General features: G+C 58.4%; 13 protein-coding genes. 3 read left to right on the forward strand and 10 right to left on the reverse strand.

Translation table 11 applies throughout. The annotated features are described in order from the left end of the window. Positions 1–46: 46 nt before the first annotated feature. The 4 genes from EL26_RS10390 to modA form a co-directional block, all read right to left on the reverse strand. Complete coding sequence (locus tag EL26_RS10390; RefSeq protein ID WP_038087900.1) at positions 47–289, reverse strand: YuzB family protein; 243 nt, start codon at positions 287–289, stop codon at positions 47–49. Beyond that, on the reverse strand, positions 268–2106 hold the full coding sequence (gene typA / locus EL26_RS10395; RefSeq protein WP_038087902.1) for a translational GTPase TypA: 1839 nt from the start codon (positions 2104–2106) through the stop codon (positions 268–270). Before typA ends, EL26_RS10390 begins: the two co-directional genes overlap by 22 nt. Positions 2107–2227: 121 nt before the next feature. Then, entirely contained in the window at positions 2228–2887 is a 660-nt protein-coding gene (modB, locus tag EL26_RS10400) for a molybdate ABC transporter permease subunit (protein ID WP_038087906.1), read from the reverse strand. A gap of 77 nt (positions 2888–2964) precedes the next feature. Beyond that, positions 2965–3774, reverse strand: coding sequence for a molybdate ABC transporter substrate-binding protein (gene modA / locus EL26_RS10405; RefSeq protein ID WP_038087908.1), 810 nt, complete (start codon positions 3772–3774; stop codon positions 2965–2967). A 121-nt stretch (positions 3775–3895) separates the two neighbouring features. On the opposite strand from modA, the gene EL26_RS10410 reads away from it, so the two are divergent. Then, positions 3896–4759 carry an SDR family oxidoreductase gene (locus tag EL26_RS10410; protein WP_038088120.1) on the forward strand — a complete coding sequence of 288 codons (864 nt, stop codon included), beginning with the start codon at positions 3896–3898 and terminating at the stop codon, positions 4757–4759. Positions 4760–4892: 133 nt separating this feature from the next. Here EL26_RS10410 and abc-f read toward each other — a convergent pair whose 3' ends face one another. The 3 genes from abc-f to EL26_RS10425 all read right to left on the reverse strand — a co-directional run bounded on the left by abc-f (position 4893) and on the right by EL26_RS10425 (position 8148). After that, on the reverse strand, positions 4893–6869 hold the full coding sequence (abc-f, locus tag EL26_RS10415; protein WP_038087910.1) for a ribosomal protection-like ABC-F family protein: 1977 nt from the start codon (positions 6867–6869) through the stop codon (positions 4893–4895). 288 nt (positions 6870–7157) lie between these two features. Continuing rightward, the gene (lspA, locus tag EL26_RS10420; RefSeq protein WP_052036236.1) at positions 7158–7646 is read right to left on the reverse strand and encodes a signal peptidase II; all 489 of its coding nucleotides are present in this window, start codon (positions 7644–7646) and stop codon (positions 7158–7160) included. Positions 7647–7713: 67 nt separating this feature from the next. Beyond that, positions 7714–8148, reverse strand: a complete 435-nt coding sequence (locus EL26_RS10425; RefSeq protein ID WP_038087912.1) for a GNAT family N-acetyltransferase — start codon at positions 8146–8148, stop codon at positions 7714–7716. 164 nt (positions 8149–8312) lie between these two features. On the opposite strand from EL26_RS10425, the gene EL26_RS10430 reads away from it, so the two are divergent. Beyond that, the gene (locus EL26_RS10430) at positions 8313–8858 is read left to right on the forward strand and encodes a spore coat protein (RefSeq protein ID WP_038088126.1); all 546 of its coding nucleotides are present in this window, start codon (positions 8313–8315) and stop codon (positions 8856–8858) included. A 217-nt stretch (positions 8859–9075) separates the two neighbouring features. Next, on the forward strand, positions 9076–9663 hold the full coding sequence (locus EL26_RS10435) for a Uma2 family endonuclease (protein WP_052036237.1): 588 nt from the start codon (positions 9076–9078) through the stop codon (positions 9661–9663). Between the two features lie 59 nt (positions 9664–9722). On the opposite strand, the gene EL26_RS10440 is transcribed toward EL26_RS10435, so the two are convergent. The 3 genes from EL26_RS10440 to EL26_RS10450 are packed head-to-tail and all read right to left on the reverse strand — an operon-like array spanning position 9723 to position 12405. Beyond that, complete coding sequence (locus EL26_RS10440) at positions 9723–10016, reverse strand: ferredoxin family protein (RefSeq protein WP_038087915.1); 294 nt, start codon at positions 10014–10016, stop codon at positions 9723–9725. Further along, positions 9995–11296: an FAD-dependent oxidoreductase gene (locus tag EL26_RS10445; protein WP_038087918.1), complete on the reverse strand. Its 1302-nt coding sequence runs from the start codon at positions 11294–11296 to the stop codon at positions 9995–9997. Before EL26_RS10445 ends, EL26_RS10440 begins: the two co-directional genes overlap by 22 nt. 2 nt (positions 11297–11298) lie before the next feature. Then, positions 11299–12405: an electron transfer flavoprotein subunit alpha/FixB family protein gene (locus EL26_RS10450; protein WP_052036238.1), complete on the reverse strand. Its 1107-nt coding sequence runs from the start codon at positions 12403–12405 to the stop codon at positions 11299–11301. Between the last annotated feature and the right edge of the window lie 3 nt (positions 12406–12408).

Here is a 12408-nt window from a genome sequence, read left to right on the forward strand (position 1 = left end):
AAGACCCAACCTCTCGCGGGGTTGGGTCTTTTTGCTTGTTTACGATCTAGAGCTGCTCGATCCTCTCCAACAGTTTCGTCCGCAGTTCTTCCGGGGTCTCGGCTGCGACGATGTCGTCGTTCAGGATGGCAAACGGACGCACCGCGCACTCGCCGCAATTGGTCAAGCAACCGTACTTGGAGATGTTCCACTCCGGATGCTCTTCACGCAGGGAGAGAAACAACTCCTGCGTGAAGCTCATCAGGTTGCCGTTGCAAAAGTCGAGGGTTACGCGTTTACTTTCGCCCATTTTTTCTCCTTGTCGAGACGGTCGCGGTCGTTCTTCTTGAGGAATTTCTTGCGCAGACGGACCGATTGCGGAGTGACTTCGCAGTACTCGTCGTCGTTCAAGTATTCAAGCGCCTGCTCCAGCGACATGAGACGCGGAGTTTTCAGGCGGGTGGTTTCATCCTTGGTTGCGGAACGAACGTTGGTTGCCGCTTTGGTTTTGCACGGGTTGATCGTCAGGTCGTTGTCGCGGTTGTGCTCGCCGACGATCATGCCTTCGTAGACTTCGGTGCCCGGCGCGATGAACATCGTGCCGCGGTCTTCCAGACCTTCGATGCCGTAGGTGGACGCCGTGCCGGTTTCCGCTGCGACGAGAACGCCTGCATGACGGCCTTCGATGTCGCCCTTGGTCGGCATGTACTCGTGGAAGGAGTGGTTCATGATGCCAAAACCGCGGGTGATCGTCAAGAACTCGGTGCGGAAGCCGATCAAGCCGCGCGCCGGGATCAGGAATTCGAGGCGGACGTTGCCGTTGCCGTTGTTGATCATGTTCGTCATGTCCGCTTTGCGCAGACCGAGGCGTTCCATGACCGGGCCGGTATATTCTTCCGGCACGTCGACGACGAGGTTTTCGTACGGTTCATGCTTGACGCCGTCCACGTCGCGGAAGATAACTTGCGGCTTGGACACTTGCAGTTCATACCCTTCGCGGCGCATGTTCTCGATCAAGATGCCGAGGTGAAGTTCGCCGCGGCCGGAGACGATGAACGCGTCCGGAGAATCGGTTTCGTCGACGCGCAGGGAAACGTCCGTTTCCAGCTCCGCCATCAGACGGTCGCGCAGTTTGCGGGAGGTGACGTGCTTGCCTTCGTTGCCCGCAAACGGCGAGTCGTTGACGAGGAACGTCATCTGGAGCGTCGGCTCGTCGATGTGCAGAAGCGGGAGCGCTTCTTGGTTGTTGATGTCCGAGACGGTTTCACCGACGTTCAGTTCGCCGACGCCCGCGATCGCGATCAGGTCGCCCGCTTGAGCGGTTTCGATCTCGACGCGTTGCAGACCTTGGAAGCCGAACAGTTTGACGACGCGTTGGCGTTCCACTTTGCCGTCGCGCTTCATGACCGCGACTTGCTCGTTCAGGTTTACGACACCGCGGTGCACGCGGCCGATGCCGATGCGGCCGAGGTAGTCGTTGTAGTCGAGCATGTTGATTTGGATTTGCAGCGGGAGGTCCGGATCGACCGTCGGGGACGGGATGTTCTCGATGATCGATTCGAACAGCGGCTTCATGTCGGTGCCCGGTTTGGTGTGGTCGAGCATCGCAAAACCGTTGAGCGCCGAAGCGTAGACAACCGGGAAGTCGAGTTGGTCGTCGTTGGCGTCGAGTTCGATGAAGAGGTTGAGCACTTCGTCGATGACTTCATCCGGGCGTGCGGCCGGACGGTCGATTTTGTTGACGACGACGATCGGGGTGAGGTTTTGTTCGAGCGCTTTGCGCAGCACGAACTTGGTTTGCGGCATGACGCCTTCGTACGCGTCGACGACGAGCAGAACGCCGTCAACCATCTTCAAGATCCGTTCCACTTCGCCGCCGAAGTCGGCGTGTCCCGGGGTGTCGACGATGTTGATCAGGTATTCGCCGTAGCGAACGGCGGTGTTTTTGGCGAGGATGGTGATCCCGCGCTCGCGTTCGAGGTCGTTGGAGTCCATCGCGCGCTCCGCCACTTGTTCGTTGGCACGGAAGACGCCGGACTGTTGAAGCAGTTTGTCGACGAGGGTGGTCTTCCCGTGGTCAACGTGCGCGATGATCGCGATATTGCGAAGCGATTCTTGGTACTTCATAATATTTAAAATTCCTCCTAGTATGGAACACGGATTTCGATAGATTGAAACACACATTCTCCATTGTGCCACAGAACCAAATTTAATGCCACTACAAAAACGCAACATTTGCCCGGACGGCTCATGTTGCGTTTTTTCGTTGAAGCCGTTGGATGAAGGCCATCATGAGGAACGAGAGCGTGAACAGGCAGAGCACCAAGCCCCAAGCGCGGTTGTTTTGCCCGCTTTCCACAAAATTGTAGATGGCAAGCGGCACCGTTTGCGTGCGGCCTGGAATGTTGCCCGCCACCATCAGCGTCGCGCCGAATTCGCCGAGACCGCGCGCGAAACTGAGCAGCACGCCTGCCAGCAACCCGCGTCTCGCCAGCGGCAGCGAGACGTAGAGAAACGTCTGCCACGCGTTTGCCCCGAGCGTGCGGGCGACCTGTTCCAACTCGGGGTCGATGCTCTCGAAGCCGACTTTGGCGGCTTGGTACATCAGCGGGAACGAGACGACGCTTGACGCGATGACCGCAGCGGTCTGTGTAAATAAGATGCCCTCTCCCGGCGGAAAGAATCGCCCGAGACCCTCGTTCCCAAGAATCACCAGCAGGCCGAATCCTGCCACGGTGGGCGGCATGACCATCGGGAGCAGGAACAGGGTTTCCAGCAGCGTCTTGCCGGGGAAGGTTCGGCGGGCGAGAAATTTGCCGAGCAGCGAGCCCAAGATCACGACGATCAGCGTGGCGTACGCCGCGACTTGGAGCGAAAGTCCGATGGGAGACCAGATATTAGCGGGCATCGTACGTCACGCTTGCCCTTCTCATCCAATGCGATTGCGTTGTGAAAGGTGCAACTTGGATTCGCCCATTCATGGTGTTAGTGCGCGGCAAGGGTGAAACCAGCTTTCTGGAGCACCTCTTGCGCATGGGCGCTGTGGAGGTACTCTTCCAGCGCTTTGGCTTCGGAGAGGTGCTGAGAGTTTTTGAGCACGGCGAGCGGATAGACGATTGGCGAATGCGTGGAAGCATCGAGCGTCGTGACGATGTCCACTTTGCCCGACCCCAGCGCGTCCGTTTTGTAGACGAGTCCGGCGTCCACATCTGCGCGTTCCACATACGTCAGCACCGAGGTGACGTCCTTGCCGTAGACCGCTTTCGGCTCGACTTGCGACATGAGATTCAGCTTGGTCAGCGATTCTTTGGCATATGTACCGGCGGGCACGGTTTCCGGAGTGCCGAGGGCGATTTTTTTCACTTGCGGGTTCGCGAGGTCTTGAACGGTTTGCACGGTGTTGCTGTTTTGCGGGCGGATGAGGACGAGGTCGTTTTGCATCAGGTCTTGGCGGGTACCGTCGGCGAGCAGTCCTTTCTGCTCCAGCGCGTCCATCTGCGTCTTGCCCGCCGACCAGAAGAGGTCCGCCGGAGCGCCCTGCTCGATCTGTTTTTGCAAGGTGCCCGACGCGCCTAGGTTGACGGTGACGGTGACTTCCGGGTGCTCCTTTTTATAATCGGCCGTCAAGGTGTCAAGCGGCTTGGCAAGGCTTGCGGCCGCGGAGAGCGTCAAGGTGACGGACGGTTTGGCATCCGGCTTGGCGGTCGTGGAATCCGGTTGGTTTGCGGTGTTGCCGTTCGAGCAACCGGTGAGCAAAAGCAGGCTCACAGCCAGCAGACTGAGTTGTTTTTTCATCGCGGTTTCATGCCTCCCTCATCGTGTTGGTGTATTCTTGATTCTACCAAAGCCCTGCACCTCCTGCCCAGCGCCTTCATACGGTATAGGCGAGGTGACGCAAAACATGGACCACAAAAAAATCATCGAACAGTTCCCGAAGCGCGTGCCGCCGCAAACGCAAGACCGACAGCCGGGCTTTGAAACTGTGATGGAGCCCCGCCCGGTGTTTGAATACCCGGATGCCGTCGGCTCCGGCAAATTGCAGGGAAAAGTCGCGCTGATCACCGGCGGCGACAGCGGCATCGGGCGCGCGGTGGCGTTGGCGTTTGCCCGCGAAGGCGCGGACGTGGCGATCGCGTATCTGGACGAACATGAAGACGCGGCGGAGACCGTCGCGCGGGTGGAAGCGAAAGGTCGGAGATGCTTGGCGATCTCCGGCGACATCGGCTTGGAAGAGACGTGCAGAAGCATCGTGGATGCGGTGATCGAGACGTTTGGGCGGCTCGACATCCTCGTGAACAACGCGGGCGAGCAACATGTGCAGGAGCGTCTCGAAGACATCTCCGCCGCGCAGTTGATCCGCACGTATGCGACGAATATCTTCGCGATGTTTTTCCTGACGAAAGCCGCGTTGCCGCATCTGAAGCGCGGCGCTTCGATCATCAATACGGCGTCGATCACCGCGTATTGCGGGAACGAAAAACTGATCGATTACTCCTCGACCAAGGGCGCGGTGGTTGCGTTTACCCGTTCGCTGTCCATCAACCTCGAACCTCGCGGGATTCGCGTCAACGCCGTCGCCCCCGGCCCGATCTGGACGCCGCTGATTCCGGCGTCGTTCTCCGCCGAAGACGTCGGCAACTTCGGCGATGACGTCCCGATGAACCGCCCCGGCCAACCGGTGGAAGTCGCGCCGAGCTACTTGTTTCTCGCGAGCGACGACGCTTCGTATATGAGCGGCCAAGTGTTGCACCCGAACGGCGGGTATATCGTGAACGGATAGAAAAAAGGTGGGTTTCCCTCAGCGAGGACCCACCTTTATTATACGTTGGGTTCGCTCAGTACGGAGACCCACCTTATTTCAAGGTGAGCTTCCTCAGTGGAGTCCACCAATTTCTATGCGTTGGCGTATTCGATTAGCCTTCCAGCTCCATCCATTTATCCAAAAGCTCGTCAAGGCGTTGTTGCACGGATTCTCGTTCGATAAAAAGGTCTTGCAGCTTCGCGGCGTCCGAGCTGTTCGCCGGGTCGGAGAGCTCGGCGTCAATGGCGGCGAGACGCGCTTCGTCTTCGGCGATGCCGGCTTCCAGTTTGGCTTTGACGTAGGGATCGATTCGTTTTTTCGAAGCCGGTGCAGGAGTTGACGCAGGAGTTGATGCGAGAGTCGAGGCCGGAGTTGCAGTCGCCGGCGGCTCTGGCGTTTTTTGCTCCCGAACGGCAGGTTCGGGTTGCGCGGCGGAAGCGAGCAACGCGAGGCGCTCGGCTCTTTTTTCCTTATAAAACTCGAAGTTGCCGAGGTAGTTGGTCAATTTCCCCTGCTCCAGCGCCCAGATGCGGTTCGCGAGGCGGTTAATCAGATAGCGGTCGTGCGAGATCACCAGCAGCGTGCCTGGGAATTCATCGAGCGCTTCCTCCAACGCCTCCCGCGAGTCGATGTCCAAGTGGTTCGTCGGCTCGTCAAGCAGCAGCAAGTTCGGTTTCAGATACGTCAGCAACGCCAAACGCAAGCGCGTCCACTCGCCCCCGGAGAGGCTCTTCACCGATTTGAACACATCCGGCCCGTAAAAAAGGAAACGGCTCAACTGCCCGCGCGCTTGCCCCTCTTCCATCGGAACCGCCGCTTCATCGCGGAAGTATTGCAACACCGTCTTGCTCTCGTCCTTGGGCGCGGCTTCTTGCGCGAGATACCCGACTTCAACACGAGAGCCGAGCTGCACGCGTCCCGCATCCGGTTCCAAATCGCCAAGCAACATCTTGAAGATCGTGCTCTTGCCCGCCCCGTTGTCGCCGATCAGGAACACCCGCTCCCCGTAGACGAGCAGTTCGGAAATCTCCGTGAACAGGCGGCGTTCGCCAAACGACTTGGTCACGCGCTCCAACTCCGCGACTTGCTTGCCGGAGCGGTCGTTTTGCTCCAGCTGCAAATCCATCGCTTTGCGCTCCAAGATCGGGCGCTTCAGTTTCTCCATGCGGTCGAGCGCTTTTTGCATCGAGGCCGCTTTGCGGTGGAAGCTGACGTTCTGCGGGTTCAACTTCGCCCATTCCCGCAAGCGTTTGATCGCTTCTTGCATCTTCTTGATCTTCTTCTGCTGCTCTTGGTAGGCGTTGAACTGGTTGAGCAGGTTCTCTTCCTTCTGCTTTTGATACTCCGAGTAGTTCGTGTGGTACGTGAACGCTTCGCCGTCTTCGATCTCGATGATTTTGTTCGCCACTTTGTCGAGGAAGTAGCGGTCGTGCGAGATCACGACGACCGTCCCTTCGTAACTCTCCAAGTATTGCTCCAACCACTCGATCGCGTGCATGTCGAGATGGTTGGTCGGCTCGTCAAGCAAGAGCAGGTCGGGGCGTTCGATCAAGAGAGCGGAGAGGCCGATTTTGGTTTTTTCCCCGCCGGAAAGCGAGCGGAACGGGCGGTGGAACTGCGCTTCCGGGATGCCAAGCCCGCGCGCGACGCGCTCGATGTGCGCTTCCATCTCGTAGCCGCCGCCCTGCTCAAACACGTTGCGCAGGCGGTCATAATCCCGCAGGACTTTTTCCAACGTCGTTTCCGATTCGTAGACGTCCGGGCGCGTCATCTGTTCTTCGAGCACGCGCATCTTCGCCTGCGCCTCGCGAACACTCCCATACCCGCGGGCGAGCACGTCGTACACGGATGTCTCGTCTTGGTAATCGGGAATTTGGTCGAGGCAGCCGACTTTGGTGCCTTTGCGGATCGTGAACTGTCCGCCGTCCGGCTTGTGTTCTCCGGTCAGCATCTTGGCGATCGTCGTCTTGCCTTGACCGTTGCGGCCGATCAATCCGACGCGCTCGCCCGGCTTGATTTCAAACGTGATATCGGAAAGCACCAAGTTGGCGCCATAATACTTTTGAACGTTCTGCATGCTGATGATCATTGTGAAGAGCCTCCTGTTTGGATGCTCCTGCCGATGGAAAAAAACGAAAAGGGCTGCGGGAAAAGTCCCACAGCCCTCATCTGAAACGTCCGATGTGGTCCGAGCAGGAGTCATTTCGCGTGTTTGTCAACAACCGTATGGGGTAAAAAGGGCAGACGGGTCCCGTTAAAGGACAAATCATGTGAAAATCCAAGGACCAAAGTTTCCCATCCTTGGAAACGGCTGTTGATCGCCACGTCGAAATGCATCCTGCTCACCACCTTTCACGATACCTAGAATTAGTTACGGTTAAGATACCACATTCTGGCTTTCTTTGGCAAGACGTTTGCCGGAAAACCACAGCCCGAGCACGGCGAGGTACAAGCCCCAGCGAATGCCTTTGTCCGCCAAATTATAGATGTAGTTCGCGCCAACCGGGTCGATGAAGTCGATCACGTATTGGTAGAACAAGCGGTCGTAGAGGTTGCCGAGCGCCCCGCCAAACATCAGTCCAAGCCCCAAGAGGAGCCAGATGTTGCGGTCGTGCGGGCCGCGGTAGATGAACCAGAGGATGGCGAGCCCCGCCAAGATCGAGATCAGCGCCAGCCAATCGGCGTGGCCGCTCCAGAGGCCGCCCGCCGCTCCGGGGTTGTGGTAGAGGGTCCAGTGGTACCAGCCGTCGAGTCCGACGACGCTGTTGCCAAGCGTCAAGGTGCTCTCTGCCCAGATCTTGGTGAGCCGGTCGAGGCCGAAGACGAGACTTGCGGTCAACCAGAAGAACAGGTAGCTTCCCTTCACGTGGAGACTCCCCCTCTCGGTTTTTGGGTGCGTGAAGATGCGTGTTGGTTATTTTTTGGGCAAAGGGTTAGAGGTGTTTGACCATCTTTACGTGCCAGATGCCCGCTTCGAGGAACGGTTCCGGCGAGAGAGTTTGGTAGCCGAGCTTTTCGTAAAATCCTTCCGCGTGCGTTTGCGCTTCCAGCACAAATTCGGTGTAGCCGAGTTCGCGGCCGATCTCTTCCAACTTGTTCATGACCGCGCGGCCGTAGCCGCCGGTGCGGGCTTGCTTGAGGACGGCGATGCGCTGCATCTTGCCGACGCCGTCTCCGTACGGGAGAATGCGTCCGGCTGCGACCGCTTCCCCACTTTCACTATATGCGACGACGTGCGTGGCGACCTGTTCATATTCGTCAACTTCGAGTTCCGGCGGCACCTGCTGTTCTTCGATGAACACTTCGGTGCGGATCGCCAGAGCTTGTTGGTATTGTTCGTCGGTGGTGACTTTCTCGACGGTGATCATTGATGCATTCCTCCTCGGTGGTTCTCTGTACTTTCTTCGGAAGTCGAAGGGCAAAGTCCTGCTTTCCCGTGTTGCATAAAAAGGACTCCGGCAGACCATCCTTCCCTATGAAACAACTCTGGATGGAACCGCTCTGGTTCGCCTACGATGAGGAGGTTTTTTCGATGCCGTTTGGAGCTCACGAAGCCCTCGAAGTGCATGAGGTGTTGAACGAGAAAGTGTGCATGATCGATCATTTTGCGCAATACGAACAACAAGCCGGCGACCCGGCGCTCAAAGACATGATCCGCCGCCACCGTCAAGCAGCCCTGCGCCACTACAACGATCTGGTGTCTTACTCCCACGATTACGCGGGAGTCGTGCCCAACGAAGTGCAATTCTCGCAAGTGGCGTCTCCGAATTCGATCCACTACGGCCTGCGCAACCCGAACCCGGTCGCGCCGGTCGCCGCGCCGACCGCACAGTTGTACGACGAGCAAATCTGCCGCGCCGTGCTGCTCTCTCACAAAAACTCCGCCAAAAACAACGTCGCCGCGTCTCTGGAATGCGCCGACCCGTACATCCGCCAAATGCTGATGAACGCGGCGAATTCGGCGAACTACCATGCGTATGAAGTGTTTGAGTACATGAACCGGCTGGGGATGTACCAAGTGCCGACGATGCAGGGTCATACGGCGAAGACGATGCTGCACAGCTATCAGCAGTATTAAGATCGGTACGAACATGCAGACCGAGAAAAAGTCGAACCCCTTCGCGGGGAGTCGGCTTTTTTTCGCGACTGCTTTTTCTGATCATCATACAGGTTCGTTTCTTGCGATCGGTTTCTAGGCGTCAGAAAGTCGGCAGCCTGGCGGGGCTTCCGACTTTCTTGTTTACGGGTATAATGGGAATAACAGTTCTAGTTCTACGACAGGAGGGTGGTACGAAATGTCTTCGCCTGAACTTCGTTTTCAACCGCCGGTGAGTTACGCGGACCTGTTAAGATTGCCGGAGGAAGAGCGCTGGGAGATTGTGAACGGCGTGCCGTATAACATGACGCCGGCTCCGACCCCGAGACACCAAGAAATTGTGCAAAACTTGTCCTTGGAATTTGGCAGTTATCTCCGGGGGAAGTCTTGCCGAGTGTACCCGGCTCCGTTTGATGTGCGGTTACTCGCGGACGGGAAGAAGGACAGCGATGTCAGCACGGTCGTCCAACCCGACCTCTCCATCATCTGCGACCCCGAAAAAATCGACGACCGCGGCTGTCTTGGCGCTCCTGATCTCGTTGTGGAGGTCAGCTCCCCGAGCACGAGAAGACGCGATAAAGTGGAAAAGCTCCGCCTCTATCGAAAAGCGGGCGTCCGTGAGTACTGGATCGTGGACCTCGACCTGCAAATCATCGAGCAGTACCTCTTCCACGGAGACCCCGACCGCTTGCCAGAAATCAACGTCTATAGCTTGAAGGACAACGACACCATCCAGGTCAGCATTTTTGATGCCCTCGAAATCTCCCTCCAAGCCATCTTCCAATAAAAACAAAAAAGCGTCCCCGCCGCGCAAGGCAGGGACGCTCCTTTCTTTCACTCACTCGATCAACCGAACTTATACGTAATCCCGTACCCGCCCTTCGGATACACCCACTCGATGTTGTACGTCGGGCAACCGATGCGGCAGGTGCCGCACTCGATGCAGTTCTCAAACGCCACATGCGTCTCTAAGTCCCGCCACGAGTACACATCGGCCGGGCAGAAATCGTTGCACTCCTTGGTCTCGCAGTTGGCGCAGACCTGCTGGTCTTTGATGATCAGGTGCGAGATGTCGTCTACCTTGTAGCGGATCATGAACAGCTTTTCCTCGATCGTGCTCATCCGTTGATCGCCCTCCATCCTTTCCAACCCAGCTTCACGAGATCCCACGTGCCGCCGGCTGTTTTCTTCATGTGGTCGATGGCAAACCGCTGCTTCTCCGCTTTGGTCTTCCCGTCGACGCTGAGCATCTCGAACGCCGCCGTGTTGATCGCTTGCGGCAGAGCGCTGAACAACAGCTTCGGATCGATTTCGTTCAGCAACCCGTGCAGGCCTTGGTACTTTTTCAAATCTTTGCGAATGAACGATTCGGCTACCTTTCGATCATATGCAGAGAGCATCGAGCGGTTGAACACTCCCGCCGCTTTCGCTCCCACCGCCGCTTCTCCGGCGAACTTGCCGGACGTCATCGCGAGGTTCGTCCCTTCACGGTGCACGAAGTTGACCAACTGCGCCGCGTCGCCGCAGATCATCCAGCCGTCGCCGGAGAGCGGAGGAACGGCTTTCAGCCCGCCTTCCGGAATCAAGTGCCCCGCGTACTCCTTGGTCTCGCCGCCCTGGATCAGCTTGCGAATCGCCGGGTGCTGCTTGACTTCTTCCAGCAGATGATACGGCTTCACGCGCGATTTTTTCAAGTCGGACACCATCACGCCGATGCCAAGCGAAATCGATTCTTTGTTTGTGTACAAAAACCCAAGCCCCGTCATCCCGCCTGACGTTTCGCCCACAAACTCGATCGTCGCCCCTTCGTTGTCCTCCAGCCCGAAGCGGTCGAGAATCTTCTCCTTCGGCAAGAAGATCTGCTCCTTGACCGCCAGCGACACCTGATCCGGCTGCCACTCGCGGTGCACGCCGAGCTGCTTGCCGAGCAGCGAGTTCACGCCGTCCGCGATGATCGTCACATCGGCGTAGAGATCGCCCGCTTCGCGGTCTGTGCGCACGCCGACCACGCGGTCGCCCTCGCGGATCAATTCCACCGCTACCGTCTCGTAGACGGGAATCGCGCCCGCTTCCACCGCTTTGTTCGCAAACCACTGGTCAAAGTTGACGCGCATCCCCGTCCAGCAATTGTGCGGTTCCTTGAATCCTTCGTTGCGGTGCCCCAGTTTGGTCACCGATTCCTTGCCCATGATCCAGAGGTTTTGCTCGACGATCTGCCGCTCCAGCGGTGCCTCTTTCCAAAACTCCGGGATGATGTCTTCCAACTGCTTGCGGTACAGCACGCCGCCGAATAAGTTTTTGGCACCCGGAAACTCGCCGCGCTCCAACATCACGACCGAAAGTCCGGCTTTGGCCATCGTCAGCGCCGCCGCCGCTCCCGCAGGACCGGCTCCGACGACGATCGCATCGAATTTCTGCATCTCTACTTCCTCCCCTCGACAGCCTCGACCGCCACTACAGGCTCGACAGCCGCCGCGCTTCCTTGCACCCGTTTCTGCCGCACCGCTTCCGTGATCGCCGGAATGATCTGGAACAGGTCGCCCGCGATCCCGTAGTTGGCGACTTTAAAAATCGGCGCGTTCGCGTCGCGGTTGATCGCCACGATCACGTCGGAGTTCTGCATGCCGACCAGATGCTGCACCGCACCGGAAATGCCGACGGCGAAGTACAATTTCGGGCGCACCGTGTACCCCGTCTGCCCCACTTGGTGTTCATGCCCGATCCAGCCTGCATCGACCGCCGCGCGGGACGCCCCGACGACACCGCCCAGCGCATCGGCGAGCTCTTGGAGCAATTTGAACGGCTCCGGCCCGCCAAGCCCTCGACCGCCCGCCACGATGATCTCCGCTTCTTCCAGATTCAACGTCTCCGTCGCTTCGATGAAGTTCAAAACCTGCGCCGCAATTTCGTCCTCGCTCATCTGGTTGGGCACCGCGATGATCTTGCCTTGGCGCGCCGTGTCGCGCGGCAGGGCTTCAAAAACGCCGCTTCTTGCCGTCGCCATCTGCGGGCGGTACTGTTTGCAGAGGATGGTCGCGAGCATTTTTTCCGAAAACGCCGGGCGGGACGCCAGCAAGAGGCGGCTCGGATGCGGTTCCACGTCGAGAATCGTGCAATCGGCCGTCAAGCCCGTCGGCAAGTGTGTGGCGATCGCTCCGGCGAGGTCGCGCCCCGTCGCCGTCGCGCCGAACAGCACGATCTCCGGCTTCACGTCTTCAATCGTTTGCAAGCACACACGGCTGTACGGACGCGTGCGGTAGTCTTGGAGCTCCGGCGCGTCGCAGTAGTAGACGCGGTCCGCTCCGTAGTAGACCGCTTCTTCCGCCAGCCCGTAGATGTCGTGCCCGAGCACCAACGCGATCAAGTCGGTATCGAGTTTGTCGGCGAGTTTGCGCCCTTCGCCCAGCAGCTGCCAAGAGACGTTTTTGGCAACGCCGGCGCGCTGCTCCACCACGATCATCACGCCGCGATAGGCGGACCAGTCCGGCATGTCGGCCGCTTGCGGCCCTTTCGCTTTTTCCTCCGCCATGAG

The organism is Tumebacillus flagellatus, assembly GCF_000714935.1.
GTDB lineage: Bacteria > Bacillota > Bacilli > Tumebacillales > Tumebacillaceae > Tumebacillus > Tumebacillus flagellatus.